Here is a 17,869-nt window from a genome sequence, read left to right as displayed (position 1 = left end):
CCCGGCTTCAGGCGGTCAGACCCAGCAAGCGTTGTTGCTCAGTATCAGTCCCCGATATCGCCAACAGCCCGGCATATTGGTTTTCCTGCGCTCTGACCTCTTTGGCGAGGTTTTCCAGAAGTTGACGTCCTTGTGGGGTGAATTCAGTGCTGGCCTCAAAGTCCGGCAATGCCTTGATCAAGCCTCGCAGAATGTACAGAAGACGGTTTTGCGCCCGTTGCAGCTCATCGGTCGAACGCGAACGAACCCGCCCCAGGTATTTGACCAACGCGATGTACACGTAAAACGCGTGGAAGTAGCCATAAAAGTCACGCTTCTGTCCCGACCACGGCAAGGTGTACAACGGCTCCCGCGAGGTCTCTTCCTTAACGACCGGGCACGCCTCGACAATGTGATAGAGCAACTGATGGGTGGCCTCATGCACCAGGGACTCTTCCAGATCGAGTATCGAATCATCCCGGCTCGACAACAGGATGATTCCGGTGAAACGGGACGCCGAACAGCTTCGAAATGAACCATCGGGTAAATAGAAAATCGACTTGACCAGTTTTTTGATTTGCTCACGGCAGGCGGGCCATGTGTGCTCTATGCGCAACAGGGCAATATTCACCACGTCGCAAAAAAAACGTACGGAGTAACCGCTACGCTCCAACTGTTTGCGGACGGCTTCATCCTCCGGAAACTCATAACTGGGCGGCATTACTATCGCTACCAGCGGATCGACATCAAACCGATGCACAGGGGGGCAATAATGATTCACGCGGGAACTGTCGGATGCTTTGACACGCACTAACATCTCAGGAAATTCGCACAGCATTTTTTCCAGCTCACTCCTGTCCTCGGTCTTTTTCGTGATGACCAGATTGGCATAATGAGCCGTCAGTACATTCCACACTTGAAACACCGGATCATTAATAATCAAGCGCTGTTCACGGGTCGGAGGGACGATAAGATTAAATGCCTGTTCAAAAAACTCTGCAAGATGTGGCGCGTTGGGAAACAACTGAAAAAGTTCGGTGTACAGCGCAACAAAGCTGGTGTATCGATTTCGACTGACACGCTCCAGCAAGACTTCAAATCGCGAAGGCTCCGAATCCGCAAGGAAGGTCGTGCCCTGAAATAAATCCTCGACCGAGAGCTCACGTTGACCACTGTTACCGATGTCCATTTCTCAACCTTCCCTTAGGTTGGCGGCAACGGCTTCGCCATTGTCAGACTGGCAATGCCATAACCCAGTTGTTCATAAAGACGACGCGCCGCATCGTTGCGACCAAAGACATGCAACCGCACTTCCTTGCATCCCGCCTGGCTCGCCCATGATTCCAGGGCCAGCAGCGATTGTTTTGCATAACCCTGGCGGCGCTCGCCGGGGTCAATGTAAATATCCAGAATGAAGGCGATCCGACCGGCGCCAGCGTGTCGTTCGGCAACCCATAATTCACCGATGCGCCGCGCTTGATCCTGGATTACCCAGAGTTGATTCTTTTCAGTCAATCGCCCTTGCGGCAACAATTGCTCGAAGACGCTTCGTGCCCTTTGCGACGCCTCCTCCTGGCCCCACTCGCCGGCGGCGACCATCCCGTCGCCATATTCAGCAAGCGCTCTGTCAGCGAACGTAGCAAAGTCCGCGTCATTCATTGGAGCCAAGGTGACAGACATGCGTCATTCACTCCGTGCCCGAATGCTTCAGGTCATGAGTCTGATAAGGCCATTCGGCGTACCACCGTAAAAGCCCACCTTTCGTGGCACGCCAAATGGCATCACCCACCGTTAATCCATGCGCGCTTGTTGCTGCTGGTTCTGTGTATCGAATACCGCGCGTATCCCCAGGTTGCTCCGAATGCTGGAGGAAGCTGCCGTCAGTTTTGCAGCATCAATACCTTTAACCGCCGCGATCTCGTCAGTACTTAAGTGCACGCCAATATTTTTAGCCGCCCCTGCCGGATCACTGTGTAAGGCGTTGGCAAATTTTTCGTCCAGCACGGCCCGTCCCAGAACCGAGGCCAAACGTTCCTGATTGACTTTATTACCCATGGTACTTCTCCTTGTTATTTCGGCATGACGAAAAACATCCCCTGACGAAGCAAGAGAGTTTCTTTTGCCCGCCTGAGGAATTTGAATATAGCAAGGCCTCTTTTCTTTTCCAGCCAAGCCCATGGCTCTCTTTAAATCTTTTTACGATAACCGACAACACCAATTCTTAAGTTTAACCGGCGACTATTGATCTACCTTTAATGACAGCCAACACTGTAGGAAACGTCTTACAACTAAAGCAATAAACACTTCCATCTAACATCAACAAAACAACAAGGCGCCATTAATAGAACACACCTGCGGATGCCCCTTATCAACCCGAATAACTATGGGATTTTATTAGGAATGCCTCATACCGTCCGCGCCCACGCTGACGTCGATTAGTGTTCGTTAATCGCCCAAAACCCCATCCCCCCCAATTGAATCCCCCGCCCATCCCTCGCACCATTGTCCGCACCTGCAAAAATCAATAACAACAAGGTCCGACACCATGACTACGCGCCCTCTGCGCTCCGGCTGATCTCGCCCGCCCCCTTATCCGAATTCGATTTTTTGTCTGCGACCCCTTGGTTGCGGCTGTGTACTGCCTTATCCCTGACAATTAGAGAGACCCGAGTCCATGACTTCCTCCACCACGCAGTATTTGTTCCCCAGTCTGATCGCCATCGCACTGGCCGGCGCGGCCCTGCCCGCCTTGGCCGAGGAAGCAGGCTTTGTCGAAGGTGCCAAGGTCAACCTGAACCTGCGTAACTTCTACATCAACCGTAACTTCACCAATCCGACCAAGAGCCAGGGCAAGGCTGAAGAATGGACGCAAAGCTTTATCCTCGACGCCAAATCCGGGTTCACCCAGGGCACCGTCGGGTTCGGCATGGACGTGCTGGGGTTGTATTCGGTCAAGCTCGACGGCGGTAAAGGCACCGGCGGGACGCAATTGCTGCCGCTGGATCACGATGGCCGCCCGGCGGACAACTTCGGTCGCGCCAACGTGGCGTTCAAGGCGAAGTTGTCCCAGACCGAAGTGAAGGTCGGCGAATGGATGCCGGTGCTGCCGATCCTGCGTTCGGACGACGGTCGCTCGCTGCCACAAACCTTCCGTGGCGGCCAGATCACCTCGAAGGAAATCAATGGCCTGACGCTCTACGGCGGCCAGTTCCGCGCCAACAGCCCGCGCGACGATAGCAGCATGAATGACATGTCGATGACCGGCAAAGCGGCGTTCACCTCAGACCGCTTCAACTTCCAGGGCGGTGAATACGTCTTCAACGACAAGCGTACTCAGATCGGCCTGTGGAATGCTGAACTCAAGGACATCTACAGCCAGCAATACGTCAACCTGATCCACACCCAACCGCTGGGTGACTGGACGCTGGGCGCCAATCTCGGGTTCTTCTACGGCAAGGATGACGGCAGCGCCCGGGCGGGCGAGCTGGACAACAAGACCTGGTCGGGTCTGTTCTCGGCCAAATACGGTGGCAACACCTTTTACGTCGGCCTGCAAAAACTCACCGGCGACAACGCCTGGATGCGGGTCAACGGCACCAGCGGCGGCACTTTGGCCAACGACAGCTACAACTCCAGCTATGACAACGCCAGGGAAAAATCCTGGCAAGTGCGCCACGACTACAACTTCGCCGCTCTGGGCGTGCCGGGCCTGACCCTGATGAACCGCTACATCAGCGGCGACAACGTCCACACCGCCACCACCAGCGACGGCAAGGAGTGGGGCCGCGAAAGCGAACTGGGTTACACCGTACAAAGCGGCGCACTCAAAGACCTCAACGTCAAATGGCGCAACTCCACCATCCGCCGTGACTTCAGCAACAACGAGTTCGATGAGAACCGGTTGATCGTCAGCTATCCGATCAGCCTGCTGTAAGACTCTAAAACGCCTTCGCGGGCAAGCCTCGCTCCTACAGATCACACCACCTGTAGGAGCGAGGCTTGCCCGCGAAGACGTCAGCTCAAGCAACACAACTTTCGCGGATCACTCCCGCGACTCAACCCCCAACTCATCCCACACCGACTCGGCCAGGTGGAACGTCGCGTTGGCCGCCGGAATGCCGCAATAGATCGCGCTCTGCATGATCACTTCCTTGATCTCGCCACGGGTTACGCCATTGTTGGCGGCGGCGCGCAGGTGCAGTTTGAGTTCTTCGTTGCGGTTCATGCCGATCAGCATGGCGATGGTGATCAGGCTGCGGGTGTGGCGCGGCAGGCCCGGACGGGTCCAGATGTCGCCCCAGGCGTGGCGGGTGATCATCTCCTGGAACTCCGAGTTGAACTCGGTCAGCGCGCTCAGGCTGCGGTCGACGTGGGCGTCACCGAGCACTGCGCGACGGACTTTCATGCCCTCGTCGTAACGTTGTTTCTCGTCCACAAAAAATTCCTCAATGACCTGAAAGAAACGCCAGCACCCGCTCGCTGAACGCAGCGCCGGCCTGGACGTTGGACAGGTGCGCGGCGTAGAACTCGGCGTACTCGGCGCCCCGCACATGTTCCTGAATGAAATGCCCGCCGGACGGTGGCGTTACCGCGTCTTCAGTACCGGCGATCACCAGTAGCGGCACCTTGATCGAGGACAACTGATCACGGAAATCGGCATCGCGCACCGCCGCGCAATTGGCCGCGTAACCTTCAGGCGAGGTAGCCGCGAGCATGTCGGTGATCTGCTTCGCCGCTGCCGGATTGGCAGCGGAAAAATCCGGGGTAAACCAGCGTGCAATCGACGCATCACGCAATGCCACCATTGCCGCCGCGCCGTCACGCAGCACGGTTTCGATCCGTGGGTTCCACACTGATGGATCGCCGATTTTCGCCGCGGTATTGCACACGATCAGTTTGTTCAAACGCTGACCGGCATTGATCCCCAGCCATTGGCCTATCAACCCGCCCATGGACAGACCGCAGAAATGTGCGCGCTCGATGTGCAACGCATCCAGCAGCGCCAGCACGTCGCGGCCCAGTTGCTCGATGCTGTACGGCCCTGGCGTCACCAATGACTTGCCGTGACCACGGGTGTCAAAACGCAGCACCCGAAAATGCTCGGTGAACGCCGGGATCTGCGCGTCCCACATGTGCAGGTCGGTGCCCAGTGAGTTGGACAGCACCAGTACCGGCGCATCCACCGGTCCATCGAGTTGCGGCCCTTGAATTTGGTAGTGCAGTTCGCCCTCGGCGAGTTGTACGAATGCCACAGCAGTCTCCTTCAGGCAGTCAACGCAAAATGTTCAGCCACCGCTCGCTCGACCCAGGTATGGGCCTGACCGAGGTAATGGGCGGGGTCCAGCAGATGATCGAGTTCAGCGTCCGACAACTCGGCGGTCACTTGCGGCTCATCGCCGAGTACCGCGCGCAGATGACGCTGCTCGGCCACAGCACGCTTGCAGCATTGCTCCAGCAGATGATGCGCGGTGTCGCGACCGACCCGTTGCGCCAGGACGATGCTCACGGCTTCGGCGAGCACCAGGCCCTGGGTCAGGTCGAGGTTGCGGGTCATGCGCATCGCGTCCACTTCCAGTCCGTCGGCCACCAATAGCGCTTGCTGCAGGCTGCCCGACACCAAGCAGCAGATCTCCGGCAGGGTTTCCCATTCGGCATGCCACAGGCCCAGGCTGCGCTCGTGTTCCTGGGGCATCGCGCTGAACAAAGTCGAAAGCAAACCCGGCACCCGCGTCGCCGCACCGATCAGCACCGCCGCGCCCACCGGGTTGCGTTTGTGCGGCATGGTCGAGGAACCGCCCTTGCCCGGCGCCGACGGTTCGAACACTTCGCCGGCTTCGGTCTGCATCAACAGGCTGATGTCGCGGCCGAGTTTGCCGAGGCTGCCGGCGATCAAGCCAAGCACCGCGCCGAACTCCACCAGACGATCACGCTGGGTGTGCCAGGGTTGTTCCGGCAAGGTCAGTTGCAGTTCCGCGGCCAAGACTTCGGCAATCGGCATCGCCTGATCGCCAAGGGCTGCGAGGGTGCCGGAGGCGCCACCGAATTGCAGCACCAGCAGGCGCGGCTTGAGTTCCAGCAAACGCTGGCGGCTGCGGGTTACCGCGCCCAGCCAACCGGCGATCTTCATGCCAAGGGTGACCGGTGTCGCGTGTTGCAACCAGGTGCGCCCGGCCAGCGGCGTGGCGACGTATCGCTTGGCCTGGGTCGCGAGGGTTTCCCCCAGCTGCGCCAGATCAGCTTCGATCAGTTGCAGCGCGCGGCGCAATTGCAACACCAGGCCCGTGTCCATCACGTCCTGGCTGGTCGCGCCCAGATGCACGTAGCGCTCGGCTTCGGCATCGCTTTTGGCGATCTGCTTGCCCAGCGCCTTGACCAAAGGGATCGCCGAATTGCCCGCCGTGGCAATCGCCTCACCGAGGGCGGCGAAGTCATAATGCTCAGCCCGGCAGGCCGCTTCGATAGACACGACAGCCGCTTGCGGAATCAGGCCAACCCGCGCTTCGGCCCGGGCCAGTGCGGCTTCGAAATCCAGCATGGCCTGAACCCGGCCCTGATCGCAGAACACCTCACGCATGTTGCGTGCGGTGAAGTAGGCATCGAACAATTGATTGCCCGGTCGCTGATTCATAAACAGTCCTTACAGGCGAGGGCCTGTGAGGCCCCCCGCGGAAAGATCAAAGGTCGTTTTCCAGATACTTCGGCTGTTTCGGCAGTCGCAGGCTGAACAGGAACGCCACCGCCATCATCACCGTCACGTACCAGTAGAACGAGTTTTCCATGCCCCCGGCTTTAAGGCTCAGCGCTACATATTCCGCCGAACCGCCGAAGATCGCATTGGCCACTGCATACGCCAGGCCGACGCCCAAGGCGCGCACCTCTGGCGGGAACATTTCGGCTTTCACCAGACCGCTGATCGAGGTGTAGAAACTGACGATCGCCAGCGCCACGGTAATCAGCACAAACGCCAGGAACGGACTGCTGACACTTTTCAGGCTCAACAGGATCGGTACGGTGAACAACGTCCCGAGGGCGCCGAACCAGAGCATCGAATTGCGCCGGCCAATCTTGTCGGCGAGCATGCCGAACAGCGGCTGCATGCACATATAAAGGAACAGTGCACCGGTCATGATGTAGCTGGCGGTCTTGGCGTGCATGCCAGCGGTGTTCACCAGGTACTTCTGCATGTACGTGGTGAAGGTGTAGAAAATCAGCGAACCGCCGGCGGTGTAACCCAGCACGGTGATGAAGGCTGCCTTGTGATCGCGGAACAGCGCACCAATGCTGCCGGCATCCTTGCTTTCGCGCATTTCCTTACTGCTGGTTTCCTTGAGCGCACGACGCAGGAACAATGAAATCAACGCAGCCACTGCACCGACCACGAACGGAATCCGCCAGCCGTAGGCACGCAACTCATCCTCATTGAGGAACTGCTGCAGGATCACCACCAGCGACACCGCCAGCAACTGTCCGCCAATCAGCGTCACGTACTGGAACGACGCGAAGAACCCGCGCTGGCCCTTGAGGGCGACTTCGCTCATGTAAGTCGCGGTGGTGCCGTATTCGCCGCCCACCGACAAACCCTGCAGCAAGCGCGCGAACAGCAGCAGGATCGGCGCCCAGACACCGATACTGTTGTAGGTCGGCAGGCAAGCGATGAGCAACGAACCGAAGCACATCATCAGAATCGAGATCAGCATCGAATTCTTGCGCCCGTGCTTGTCCGCCAGCCGACCGAAGATCCAGCCGCCGATGGGGCGCATCAGAAACCCGGCGGCAAACACGCCCGCGGTATTGACCAACTGCACCGTGGGGTTATCGGACGGGAAAAAGGCCGGGGCAAAGTAGATCGCACAGAAGGCGTAGACGTAGAAGTCGAACCACTCGACCAGATTGCCGGACGAGGCGCCGACAATCGCAAAGATTCTTTTGCTGCGTTCTTCACCGGTGTAGACAGCTGTGGAGGTTGTCATTGTTTTTTCACTCTGTGGGGACCGTGAGAGTCTAGACATATTTCGCAATAGTCCCGTTCCGCAGATGCATGACCTGAGAGCTATGCAATCTCTGTGGCGAGGAAGCTTGCTCCCGCTCGGCTGCGAAGCAGTCGTAAAACCGGTTGGCGCGGTTTGCCTGATACATCATGTCAGCCGGGTTTGGGCTTGCTTCGCAAACCAGCGGGAGCAAGCTCCCTCGCCACAAGAGCAACGATCACTCAATAATCGAAGAACACGGTCTCCGCATCCGTCCCCTGCAGAATCACATTCCACTGATAAACACCCGCAGCATCCTGCTTCGCCAACAAGGTGCCACGACGTTCGGCGGGCACGCATTCGAGCAGTGGGTCCGCCACGTTGGCTGGCTCACCATCGAAGTAAATCCGCGTCAGCAAGTGCTTCACCAACCCGCGAGCAAACACCAGCACCACCAGGTGCGGCGCCTGGGTCGTGCCCTTCAGGCCTTCCACAGTGCCCGGCTTGATCGTGGTAAAACGAAAGCGCCCTTGCGCATCCACCGGCACCCGACCAAACCCTTCGAAGTTCGGGTCCAGAGGTTTGTCCTGATCGTCTTCGGGGTGGTCGTACTTGCCAGCGGCGTTGGCTTGCCAGACTTCGAGCATGGCGTCGTTGACGAAGTCGCCATTGCCGTCGACGACTTGCCCGGTGATCGCCACACGCTCGCCGAGGGTCTGTTCAACGGTCAAGTCTTCACGGTTCAGCCAGGTCAGGCCGATGTGGTAGTACGGTCCGACGGTGTGGGACGTGGTCGCGTTCAGCGTCATCTTATTTCTCCATCGGCGTGGCGTCGCGGCCGCGCAAAACGATGTCCCAACGATAAGCGAGGGCATAGGAAGGGATGGTTTTTTCCAGATCGAAACTGGCGATCAGACGCTCTTTGGCGCTGGTATCGGGCACGCAGTTGTAGATCGGGTCGTAAGCCAGCAACGGGTCACCCGGGAAATACATCTGGGTCACCAGGCGCGTCAGAATGCTCGGTCCGAACAGGGAGAAATGGACGTGCGCCGGACGCCAGGCATTGTGGTGGTTACCCCACGGGTAGGCGCCAGGCTTGATGGTCTGGAATTGATACCAGCCATCGGCGTCAGTCACGGTGCGGCCGGTACCGGTGAAGTTCGGGTCCATCGGTGCGTCGTGCAGATCGCGGGCATGGTTGTAACGACCGGCGGCGTTGGCCTGCCAGATCTCCACCAGAATGCCCGGCACCGGCAGACCGTCTTCATCCAGCACACGGCCGTGGATGATGATCCGTTCACCCAATGGCTCGCCCGAGTGCTGGGCGGTCAAGTCGTTGTCCCGCTCCTGAATACGCTCGGCGCCGATGGTCGGGCCGGTGATTTCCGACAGCGAATGAGGCAAAAACACCAACGGCTTGGACGGCGAGCGAAGGTTGGTGGATTGATAAGGAGGGTGCAGGTATTCCGGCTGAGTGCCCGCCTGCGGGCGACGGTAACCTGGTTTGTCAGTCATTGCGCTTTCCTCAATTCTTATTAGTCGCTTCTGTGCGTCAGACCCGTTCGATCGCCAGGGCCAGGCCCTGACCGACACCGACACACATGGTCGCCAAGCCTTTCTTGCCGCCCGTCTTTTCCAGTTGATGCAGTGCAGTCAGCACCAGACGCGCACCGCTCATGCCCAGCGGATGGCCCAAGGCAATGGCGCCACCGTTCGGGTTGACCTGGGCCGCGTCATCCGCCAGTCCCAGTTCACGCAGCACCGCCAGACCCTGGCTGGCGAAGGCTTCGTTGAGTTCGATCACGTCGAAATCGTTGACCGCCACGCCCAGGCGCTCAGTCAATTTACGCACCGCCGGCACCGGGCCGATACCCATCACCCGTGGTGCGACACCGGCGCTGGCCATGCCGAGCACTTTGGCGCGGGCGGTCAGGCCGTGTTTCTTCACGGCTTCGGCCGAAGCCAAAATCAGCGCTGCGGCACCGTCGTTCACACCGGAGGCATTGCCGGCGGTGACGGTTTTGTCGGGGCCGTTGACCGGTTTGAGTTTGGCCAGGGTTTCGAGTGTAGTGTCGGCGCGAGGATGTTCGTCCTGGCTGACCACTGTTTCACCCTTCTTGTGGGCAATGCGCACTTCAACGATTTCTTCGGCGAAAAATCCTGCGGCTTGCGCGGCGGCTGTCCGTTGCTGACTGCGCAGTGCGAAAGCGTCCTGATCCTCGCGGGAAACCTGGTAATCGTCGGCCACGTTATCAGCGGTTTGCGGCATAGCATCGACGCCGTACTGGGCTTTCATCAACGGATTGATGAAACGCCAGCCGATGGTGGTGTCTTCCAGCTTCATGTTGCGCGAAAACGCCGCGTCCGCCTTGCCCATCACGAATGGCGCGCGGGACATCGATTCGACGCCACCGGCAATCGCCAACTCCATCTCACCGCTGGCGATAGCCCGAAACGCAGTGCCGATAGCGTCCATGCCCGAAGCGCAGAGGCGATTGAGGGTGACGCCAGGAATGGTTTCCGGCAGCCCCGCCAGCAGCAACGCCATGCGAGCCACGTTGCGGTTGTCTTCGCCGGCCTGGTTGGCGCAGCCGAGGAACACCTCGTCCACCGCGTTCCAGTCCACCGACGGGTTGCGCGCCATCAGCGCCTTGATCGGCACGGCGGCCAGGTCATCGGCGCGAACCGCCGACAGGCCACCGCCGAAACGGCCGATGGGGGTACGAATCGCGTCACAGATATAAACGTCGCGCATCAGGCTTCTCCGGGTGCTTGGCCGTGGGCCGCCGCAGTGCGGGCTTCCAGATCACGCAGCGCGGTCAACTCGACTTCGGTTGGCTCGGCAGTGTTTTCAACGGCGTCGGCAAAACGAATCGGCCAACCGGTGGCCGCGATCACTTGCTCGCGGGTCACCCCTGGGTGCAGCGCGGTGACCACGAATTCATGGGTGCCGGCTTCCGGTTCCATGATGCACAGGTCGGTAATAATGCCGACAGGACCGGCGCCTGGCAGGCCGAGACGTTTGCGCGAATCACCGCCCTCGCCATGACCAACCGAGGTAATGAAGTCGAGCTTGTCGACAAAGGAGCGCGCCGACTGCTTGAGGATGATCAACACGCTCTTGGCGGAACCGGCAATCTCCGGCGCGCCACCGGCACCTGGCAGACGAACTTTCGGCTGATGGTAGTCGCCGACCACAGTGGTGTTGATGTTGCCGAAACGGTCGACTTGCGCGGCGCCGAGGAAACCGACGTCAATGCGCCCGCCCTGCAGCCAGTAGCGAAAAATCTCACCGGTCGGGACGACGGTGTCGGCGGTTTCCGCCAGCTCGCCGTCACCGATCGACAATGGCAGTACGCTTGGCTTGGCACCGATCGGACCCGATTCGTAGATCAGGACTACATCGGGCGAGGACGTCAGTCGCGCCAGGTTGGCGGCTTTCGACGGCAGGCCGATACCAACGAAGCACACCGAACCGTTTTTCAGGCGGCGGGCGGCGGCGACGGTCATCATTTCATTGGTGGTGTAAGTCATTACTTGGCCTCCGAAGCAGCGGCCAGCTTGGCCTGGAACTCGCTGAAGTCAGCGCAGCCGTGGATGTACTCGTTGATCCACGCGGTGAAGGTTTCACGGTCGCGGGCAATCGGGTCCCAGGCCTGGTAGAAGCGGTTGTCACGCTCGGTGTAACCGTGGGCGTAGGACGGATGCGCGCCGCCCGGTACGTGGCAGACCGCGCTCAGAGCCCAGGTCGGCAGCACGCAAGCGTTCATCGGTGCATTGAGGTCATCGACGATTTCTTCGACGGTGACGATGCAACGCTTGGCCGCCAGCGTCGCTTCTTTTTGCACCCCGAGAATGCCCCAGAGCAGCACGTTGCCTTGGCGGTCGGCTTTCTGCGCGTGAATCACGGTGATGTCCGGGCGCACCGACGGCACCGCCGCCAGCACTTCGCCGGTGAACGGGCACGTGACGGTCTTGATCAGCGGGTTGACCTTCGGCAGGTCGGAACCGGCGTAGGCTCGCAGCACCGCGAACGGTAAGCCCGAAGCGCCCGCGACGTAGGCATTGGCCAGGTCGGCGTGGCTGTGCTCTTCGATTTCCAGCGCATGCGGCCACTGCCGCTCGACTGCGTCGCGCAGACGGTGCAGCGAACCGACGCCAGGGTTGCCGCCCCAGGAGAAAATCAGTTTGCGAGCACAACCGGCACCGATCAACTGGTCGTAGATCAGGTCAGGCGTCATCCGCACCAGGGTCAGGTCTTTCTTGCCCTGGCGAATGATTTCGTGACCGGCCGCCGTAGGAATCAGGTGAGTGAAGCCTTCGAGCGCGACGGTATCGCCGTCGTTGACGAACTGCTTCACCGCGTCATGCAGCGAAAGGATTTCAGCCATGGGGCAGGCTCCCGTTTTGTTATGAACCGACAGTGTGGGAAAAAGGCGCCGATGCGCAGCGCCGGAATGACTGAAGATTAAGCCCCTGGAACAACCCAAACAATCCGATAATCGACTGAGTGTTCGTTTATCGAACAGATTGTTACCTCACTACCGATCCCAAAAAAGCATTTCAGATCGTTCCCACGCTCGGCGTGGGAACGATCACTCTCAAGCCGGATCAGGTCGCATCCGCATGGCTGACCATGCCCTTGATCACCACCGCCGTGGTCGCCAACGCGGCCGGAATCACCAGAGCCGTCAACACCTGCTCGAAGTTCCAGCCCAGGCCCAGCAACGTCGCGCCCATCCACGCCCCGAGGATCGCGCCGAAGCGGCCAATCCCAAGCATCCACGACACACCGGTCGCCCGCCCTTGCGTCGGGTAAAAACGCGCCGCCAGCGACGGCATTGCCGATTGCGCGCCGTTGACACACATCCCGGCCACCAGCACCAGGGTCGCCAGCACGGCGATGTTGCCCAGGCTCTGCCCTACCGCGTAGGCAAACACCCCAGCCAATAGGTAGAAAGTGCCGATGACCTTGTGCGGATTGAACCGGTCCATCGCCCAACCCACGCCCACTGCGCTCAACACCCCACCCAGCTGGAACAGCGCACCAATGAATGCGGCCTGCTCCATGCTCGCGCCGCTGTCACGCATCAGCGTCGGCAACCAACTGGTCAGCAGATAAACAATCACCAGCCCCATGAAGTACGTCAGCCACAGCAACAATGTGCCGGTGCTGTAAGTGCCGGAGAAGATCACCGCGAACACATTGCGTGCCTTCACGGTTTTCTGTTCCGGCACGCTGAAGCTCGAAGCCTGGGCCACCAGCGCTGGGTCGATCGGTGCCAGAGCCTTGCGCACTTTGTCGGTACCGCGATTGCGCACCACCAGATAGCGCGCCGATTCAGGCAACCACAACAGCAAAACGACGGTGAGTATCAGCGGTAAAATCCCGCCGATCATCAACAGGCTGTGCCAGCCGAAGGCCGGGATCAGTTTGGCCGAGATGAAACCGCCCCCGGCCATGCCGAGGTTGAAGCCGCAGAACATGCTGGTCACCAGCAGGGACTTCTTGCGTTCCGGGGTGTATTCGGACAGCAGCGTGGTCGCGTTCGGCATGCCGGCGCCCAGGCCCAGGCCGGTGAGGAAACGCAGCACCAGCAGTTGATCGACATTGGTGCTGTAAGCCGATGCCAGGCTGAACGCACCGAACAACAACACCGCGCCTACCAGTACGACTTTTCGCCCGAAGCGGTCAGCCAACGGCCCGGAACCCAAGGCGCCAAAGACCATGCCGATCAGTGCCGCACTCATCACCGGGCCGAGGCTGGCGCGATCGATGCCCCAGTCCTGGGACAATGCCGGCGCGATAAACCCCATGGCCGCGGTGTCGAGGCCATCGAGGAAGACGATCAGGAAACACAGGATCACCACCCGCCATTGGTAGCGCGAAATGGGTTGAGCGTTGATGAAGGACTGCACATCGAGGCAGTTCCCTACAGCAGACTGAGGCTGGTTCATTATTTTTATTCCACGCAAAGAACGCAGTCGAACAAGTGCCAGCCGAGGCTGACGCTGTCACAAGAAAAGAAGGTCGGGATCAGGCGATCCGGTTTCGGCAGCTAAGCCGGTGGGAACAGCGACAGTGGGGAAACGTGCACATGACGATGCCTCTTCTCATTATTATTGGGTCGTCGTCCGGTAACCGGCTGAAGGCCAGCAGCGCCGGATGACGCTGCCGCGACATTAATGATCCGAGAGAAACAGCGTCAATTCGATAAACGCGACTCTGTGCGTTTATCGAACAGCTTAGGCGAACAGCTGCGCACTCAAGTCGCGGCTGGCACTCAACAGACCTGGCAGGAAACGTTGCTCCAGCTCGCTGCGGCTGACCCGGCCGGCATGGGTGCTGACGTTCAGCGCCGCCACTACCTGGCCAGAAGCGTCATACACCGGCACGGCAATCGAGCGCAGGCCTTGCTCCAGTTCCTGATCGACGATGCACCAGCCTTGTCGCCGTACTTCTTGCAAGCATTCGAGCAAGGCCTCGGGGGTGTGCAGGGTGCGACTGGTCTTGGCTTGCAAGTCTGCATGGTCGAGGTATTCGCGCAGCGACGTGTCGTCCAGCGCGGCGAGCAGAATCCGGCCCATGGAGGTGCAATAGGCCGGCAAGCGCCCACCCACCGAGAGGTCGACGGAAATCAGCCGCTGGGTAGTCGCCGAGCGCGCAATGTACAAAATGTCATCACCCTCCAGCGTGGCCATGTTGCAGGCCTCGTGCAGTTGCTCGCTCATGCGGTCCAGGTACGGCTGGGCAGACACCGCCAGTGGAGTCGACGACAGATAGGCATGGCCCAGGGTCAAGACTTTGGGCAGCAGCGAATAGGTGCGCCCGTCGGTGGTGGCGTAGCCGAGCTTGATCAGCGTATGCAGGCAACGTCGCACAGCGGCGCGGGGAATTTCCGTGCGGTGGCTGATCTGTGCAATGGTCAGGTGCCGCTTGCGCTCCTGGAACGCTTGCACCACCGCCAGGCCACGGGCCAGGGAAGTCATGAAATCCGGGTCACCGGTCAGGGCCTGGATTCGCTTGGCGGGCGAGGCGACGATCGGCGGCGCCACTGAAGCGAAGGAATTGCGCATTTGATCGTTCATATCAGGTTCCCCACACGGATCAGCGACTATTACAAGCGGCCCCGGTCTGACACACAAGCCAGCGGCTGCCAGGATTGGGCGATTATCGAACCACAGACCGATAATCGCAATCGTGCTGCGTGCATTCAGCCATCCTGCTTTCACTCACCCACAATACGGTTGTTATTTTCGGTCACTGGTTTAAAGGAGAACGATGTAATAATTTGTCCGGCTTAATGGCGCCAGAAAGTCACCACTGCAACTGGCATCAGTCCACCGTAGTTACCGGCAAGTTGCGAGCAACAAAACAATCACACATGAGGAACTACTTTTAACTGCCAAGAGATAGTGTTCTTCGAATCGACCGCTATAATGCATTTCAGAGGCGACCGGTTTTTTTGTACCGATTCCGCCCGCCGGCAGCGCGATATCCATCGCCGCTGTCCGCAGCAAGCGCTTGACGCTCATTTAATATGTTCCGCCAACGCGCTCGCTGAAACAGGAGACTGATGCTGCGTCAGCTGTTTTTCTCTGGTGCCGTGGCCGCCTGCAACATTGAAGTATTGATTATGCCGTGGGAACGATGTCGTATCAGGCATTGCCCTTTCGACGAGCATGGTCAATAGATCGATGCAGCGCGTTTCACCAGAATTAATCTCAACTCAATTAGGTAGCACTGTGACGAAAGACGAACTGCGCGCGGAACTTGAGCGCCAGGAACAACGTTACAAGGAAGTTTACGGCGGGGAAATCACCACCTACGCCGCTCAGCCCGAACCCGAACGCAAACCCTGGCGTAAACGCGCCACCGTTCAGGATCAGGCCTTCACCCAGGAATTGCAGAAGATGGAAAAGGAACTCAAAGCCGAAGAGCCATGACCGCCTCGACTTGAATCCTTTCAAGAGCCTGCGTCTGCACCCGTTAAAAACGGGTTGTATCGATGGTGCTTTTCGCGCCCGCTACAAGCGGGCAGCGGCTTCCTCATCCATTCGATGAGGCAAACGGCTCTTGCCTGACCTTCTTCTCAGATATTTCACACAAGCGTTCAAGCCTCTCGTCCCAACGAGAGAAACCCTTGTGGCAGCTGCCTTTCCAAGCGAATTCAATGACTTGTAGGCCCCTGAAAAACCCTGGGATTCAGGGGATTGCCATCCACTAATTCATTGAAGAATGTAACCGATGAGCAGCAAGTGCATCGATTATCAGTCTTTTCTGGCATAATCGCGCCCCCTTACGAACGGGTCAGAAAACCTTCATGATCGATTTATTCAGCGGACTGGATGCTTGGGTGCTTGTGAGCCTCTTGCTCGCCCTGGCCTTTGTCCTCGCCTTCGAGTTCATCAACGGCTTTCATGACACCGCAAACGCGGTGGCCACTGTTATCTACACCAAAGCCATGCCGCCTCATCTGGCGGTGTTCTTTTCCGGTGTGTTCAACTTCCTCGGCGTGCTGCTGGGCGGTGTGGGGGTGGCGTATGCCATCGTCCATCTGCTGCCGGTAGAACTGTTGATCAATGTGAACACCGGTCACGGGCTGGCCATGGTGTTCTCGTTACTCGCCGCCGCCATCACCTGGAACCTGGGCACCTGGTACTTCGGTATTCCGGCCTCCAGTTCCCATACGCTTATCGGTTCGATCCTCGGTGTCGGCCTGGCCAACGCCCTGATCAACGACATTCCGTTGGCCGACGGCGTGAACTGGCAGAAAGCGATCGACATCGGCGCGTCCCTGGTGTTCTCGCCGATGGCCGGCTTCCTCGTTGCCGCCCTGGTGCTGATCGGCCTTAAATGGTGGCGTCCGCTGTCCAAGATGCACAAGACACCGGAACAGCGCCGCAAGATCGACGACAAGAAACACCCGCCGTTCTGGAACCGTCTGGTACTGGTGATTTCGGCCATGGCGGTCAGCTTCGTGCACGGCTCGAACGATGGCCAGAAAGGTATCGGCCTGATCATGCTGGTGCTGATCGGTATCGTCCCGGCGCAGTTCGTACTCGACCTGGGCAGCACCACCTACCAGATCGAACGGACGCGCGATGCGACCCTGCACCTGAGCCAGTTCTACAAGCGCAATGCCGATACGCTGGGTGAGTTCCTGGCCCTGGGCAAAAGCGTGGAAGGTGATCTGCCGGAGAAATTCCGTTGCAACCCGCAACAGACCGAACCGACCATCGCCGCCCTGCTCGACACCCTCAAGGGTGTAGCTGACTACCACTCGCTGCCGGCGGAAAGCCGCATCGAAGTGCGTCGTTACCTGCTCTGCCTGGACGACACGGCGAAGAAAGTCAGCAAGCTGCCTGGCCTAGCTGCCCGTGAAAAGGCTGACCTGGACAAACTGCGCAAGGACCTGACCACCACCACTGAATACGCCCCGTTCTGGGTGATTCTGGCGGTCGCACTGGCCCTCGGCCTGGGTACCATGGTCGGCTGGAAGCGCGTGGTACTGACCATCGGCGAGAAAATCGGCAAGCAAGGCATGACCTATGCCCAAGGCATGTCGGCGCAGATCACCACCGCGAGCATGATCGGCCTGGCCAACATCTTCAGCCTGCCCGTCTCCACTACCCACGTCCTGTCCTCAGGCGTGGCCGGCACCATGGTCGCGAACAAAAGCGGCCTGCAAGGCGGTACTGTCAGAACCATCCTGCTGGCCTGGGTCCTGACCCTGCCAGCCACCGTAGCCCTGTCGGCCGGCCTGTTCTGGCTGGCCTCCAAGGCACTGGGTAGCTGATACACCGCTACTGAAAAAGGCGCGTTCCGTGAGGTTCGCGCCTTTTTTATTGCCCGCATTTCGGTATTAGATCGTTCCCACGCTCTGCGTGGGAATGCAGCCCGGGACGCTCCGCGTCCCTTT

Annotated in this window: 18 protein-coding genes; 3 read left to right on the top strand and 15 right to left on the bottom strand. The window is 59.3% G+C overall.

Annotated elements, in window-relative coordinates; all coding sequences use genetic code 11:
* Positions 1 to 7: 7 nt before the first annotated feature.
* From ACEN8R_RS02035 to ACEN8R_RS02025, 3 genes are all read right to left on the bottom strand, one after another.
* Complete coding sequence (locus ACEN8R_RS02035; protein WP_018926865.1) at positions 8 to 1,168, bottom strand: aKG-HExxH-type peptide beta-hydroxylase; 1,161 nt, start codon at positions 1,166 to 1,168, stop codon at positions 8 to 10.
* A 14-nt stretch (positions 1,169 to 1,182) separates the two neighbouring features.
* Positions 1,183 to 1,659: a GNAT family N-acetyltransferase gene (locus ACEN8R_RS02030; RefSeq protein WP_026286480.1), complete on the bottom strand. Its 477-nt coding sequence runs from the start codon at positions 1,657 to 1,659 to the stop codon at positions 1,183 to 1,185.
* Positions 1,660 to 1,770: 111 nt separating this feature from the next.
* Positions 1,771 to 2,034 carry an Os1348 family RiPP precursor gene (locus ACEN8R_RS02025; protein WP_018926867.1) on the bottom strand — a complete coding sequence of 88 codons (264 nt, stop codon included), beginning with the start codon at positions 2,032 to 2,034 and terminating at the stop codon, positions 1,771 to 1,773.
* Between the two features lie 619 nt (positions 2,035 to 2,653).
* Here ACEN8R_RS02025 and ACEN8R_RS02020 point away from each other — a divergent pair.
* Positions 2,654 to 3,913: an OprD family porin gene (locus ACEN8R_RS02020; RefSeq protein ID WP_018926868.1), complete on the top strand. Its 1,260-nt coding sequence runs from the start codon at positions 2,654 to 2,656 to the stop codon at positions 3,911 to 3,913.
* A 108-nt stretch (positions 3,914 to 4,021) separates the two neighbouring features.
* Here ACEN8R_RS02020 and pcaC read toward each other — a convergent pair whose 3' ends face one another.
* The 12 genes from pcaC to ACEN8R_RS01960 form a co-directional block, all read right to left on the bottom strand.
* On the bottom strand, positions 4,022 to 4,414 hold the full coding sequence (gene pcaC, locus ACEN8R_RS02015; protein ID WP_018926869.1) for a 4-carboxymuconolactone decarboxylase: 393 nt from the start codon (positions 4,412 to 4,414) through the stop codon (positions 4,022 to 4,024).
* A 10-nt stretch (positions 4,415 to 4,424) separates the two neighbouring features.
* Positions 4,425 to 5,231 (bottom strand): 3-oxoadipate enol-lactonase, encoded by an 807-nt coding sequence (gene pcaD / locus ACEN8R_RS02010; protein WP_018926870.1) that lies wholly within the window; start codon positions 5,229 to 5,231, stop codon positions 4,425 to 4,427.
* A gap of 11 nt (positions 5,232 to 5,242) precedes the next feature.
* On the bottom strand, positions 5,243 to 6,607 hold the full coding sequence (locus ACEN8R_RS02005) for a 3-carboxy-cis,cis-muconate cycloisomerase (protein ID WP_018926871.1): 1,365 nt from the start codon (positions 6,605 to 6,607) through the stop codon (positions 5,243 to 5,245).
* A 46-nt stretch (positions 6,608 to 6,653) separates the two neighbouring features.
* Positions 6,654 to 7,949, bottom strand: coding sequence for an MFS family transporter (locus ACEN8R_RS02000; RefSeq protein WP_018926872.1), 1,296 nt, complete (start codon positions 7,947 to 7,949; stop codon positions 6,654 to 6,656).
* 239 nt (positions 7,950 to 8,188) lie between these two features.
* Positions 8,189 to 8,755, bottom strand: a complete 567-nt coding sequence (pcaG, locus tag ACEN8R_RS01995) for a protocatechuate 3,4-dioxygenase subunit alpha (protein ID WP_018926873.1) — start codon at positions 8,753 to 8,755, stop codon at positions 8,189 to 8,191.
* Position 8,756: 1 nt separating this feature from the next.
* Complete coding sequence (gene pcaH, locus ACEN8R_RS01990) at positions 8,757 to 9,461, bottom strand: protocatechuate 3,4-dioxygenase subunit beta (protein ID WP_018926874.1); 705 nt, start codon at positions 9,459 to 9,461, stop codon at positions 8,757 to 8,759.
* A gap of 37 nt (positions 9,462 to 9,498) precedes the next feature.
* Entirely contained in the window at positions 9,499 to 10,704 is a 1,206-nt protein-coding gene (gene pcaF, locus ACEN8R_RS01985; RefSeq protein ID WP_173861175.1) for a 3-oxoadipyl-CoA thiolase, read from the bottom strand.
* The gene (locus ACEN8R_RS01980; RefSeq protein ID WP_018926876.1) at positions 10,701 to 11,480 is read right to left on the bottom strand and encodes a CoA-transferase subunit beta; all 780 of its coding nucleotides are present in this window, start codon (positions 11,478 to 11,480) and stop codon (positions 10,701 to 10,703) included. The genes pcaF and ACEN8R_RS01980 overlap by 4 nt, the downstream gene beginning before the upstream one ends.
* A complete protein-coding gene (locus ACEN8R_RS01975) occupies positions 11,480 to 12,337 on the bottom strand; it encodes a CoA transferase subunit A (RefSeq protein ID WP_495624552.1) in 858 nt (285 codons plus the stop codon). The genes ACEN8R_RS01980 and ACEN8R_RS01975 overlap by 1 nt, the downstream gene beginning before the upstream one ends.
* 220 nt (positions 12,338 to 12,557) lie before the next feature.
* Positions 12,558 to 13,904 (bottom strand): 4-hydroxybenzoate transporter PcaK, encoded by a 1,347-nt coding sequence (gene pcaK, locus ACEN8R_RS01970; RefSeq protein WP_018926878.1) that lies wholly within the window; start codon positions 13,902 to 13,904, stop codon positions 12,558 to 12,560.
* Between the two features lie 288 nt (positions 13,905 to 14,192).
* Positions 14,193 to 15,035: a pca regulon transcriptional regulator PcaR gene (pcaR, locus tag ACEN8R_RS01965; RefSeq protein WP_007935836.1), complete on the bottom strand. Its 843-nt coding sequence runs from the start codon at positions 15,033 to 15,035 to the stop codon at positions 14,193 to 14,195.
* 261 nt (positions 15,036 to 15,296) lie between these two features.
* Entirely contained in the window at positions 15,297 to 15,482 is a 186-nt protein-coding gene (locus tag ACEN8R_RS01960) for a hypothetical protein (RefSeq protein WP_138866217.1), read from the bottom strand.
* A 210-nt stretch (positions 15,483 to 15,692) separates the two neighbouring features.
* Between ACEN8R_RS01960 and ACEN8R_RS01955 the strand changes: the two genes are divergently transcribed.
* Both ACEN8R_RS01955 and ACEN8R_RS01950 read left to right on the top strand, forming a co-directional pair.
* Complete coding sequence (locus ACEN8R_RS01955) at positions 15,693 to 15,893, top strand: hypothetical protein (RefSeq protein WP_018926880.1); 201 nt, start codon at positions 15,693 to 15,695, stop codon at positions 15,891 to 15,893.
* A gap of 377 nt (positions 15,894 to 16,270) precedes the next feature.
* Positions 16,271 to 17,746, top strand: coding sequence for an inorganic phosphate transporter (locus ACEN8R_RS01950; RefSeq protein ID WP_018926881.1), 1,476 nt, complete (start codon positions 16,271 to 16,273; stop codon positions 17,744 to 17,746).
* Positions 17,747 to 17,869 lie beyond the last annotated feature (123 nt).

This window comes from Pseudomonas sp. Pseusp15, assembly GCF_059492165.1.
The sequence above is the reverse complement of the archived record's forward strand: the minus strand, read 5'-3'. Positions and strand labels throughout refer to the sequence as shown.

Coding starts and splice junctions, on each gene's coding strand:
- ACEN8R_RS01960 (WP_138866217.1), bottom strand. CDS start 15,482: ATGAGCGTCAAGCGCTTGCTGCGGACAGCGGCGATGGATATCGCGCTG.
- ACEN8R_RS02005 (WP_018926871.1), bottom strand. CDS start 6,607: ATGAATCAGCGACCGGGCAATCAATTGTTCGATGCCTACTTCACCGCA.
- ACEN8R_RS02035 (WP_018926865.1), bottom strand. CDS start 1,168: ATGGACATCGGTAACAGTGGTCAACGTGAGCTCTCGGTCGAGGATTTA.
- ACEN8R_RS01950 (WP_018926881.1), top strand. CDS start 16,271: ATGATCGATTTATTCAGCGGACTGGATGCTTGGGTGCTTGTGAGCCTC.
- ACEN8R_RS02025 (WP_018926867.1), bottom strand. CDS start 2,034: ATGGGTAATAAAGTCAATCAGGAACGTTTGGCCTCGGTTCTGGGACGG.
- pcaR (WP_007935836.1), bottom strand. CDS start 15,035: ATGAACGATCAAATGCGCAATTCCTTCGCTTCAGTGGCGCCGCCGATC.
- ACEN8R_RS02030 (WP_026286480.1), bottom strand. CDS start 1,659: ATGTCTGTCACCTTGGCTCCAATGAATGACGCGGACTTTGCTACGTTC.
- pcaK (WP_018926878.1), bottom strand. CDS start 13,904: ATGAACCAGCCTCAGTCTGCTGTAGGGAACTGCCTCGATGTGCAGTCC.
- ACEN8R_RS02020 (WP_018926868.1), top strand. CDS start 2,654: ATGACTTCCTCCACCACGCAGTATTTGTTCCCCAGTCTGATCGCCATC.
- ACEN8R_RS01975 (WP_495624552.1), bottom strand. CDS start 12,337: ATGGCTGAAATCCTTTCGCTGCATGACGCGGTGAAGCAGTTCGTCAAC.
- ACEN8R_RS02000 (WP_018926872.1), bottom strand. CDS start 7,949: ATGACAACCTCCACAGCTGTCTACACCGGTGAAGAACGCAGCAAAAGA.
- pcaG (WP_018926873.1), bottom strand. CDS start 8,755: ATGACGCTGAACGCGACCACGTCCCACACCGTCGGACCGTACTACCAC.
- ACEN8R_RS01980 (WP_018926876.1), bottom strand. CDS start 11,480: ATGACTTACACCACCAATGAAATGATGACCGTCGCCGCCGCCCGCCGC.
- pcaH (WP_018926874.1), bottom strand. CDS start 9,461: ATGACTGACAAACCAGGTTACCGTCGCCCGCAGGCGGGCACTCAGCCG.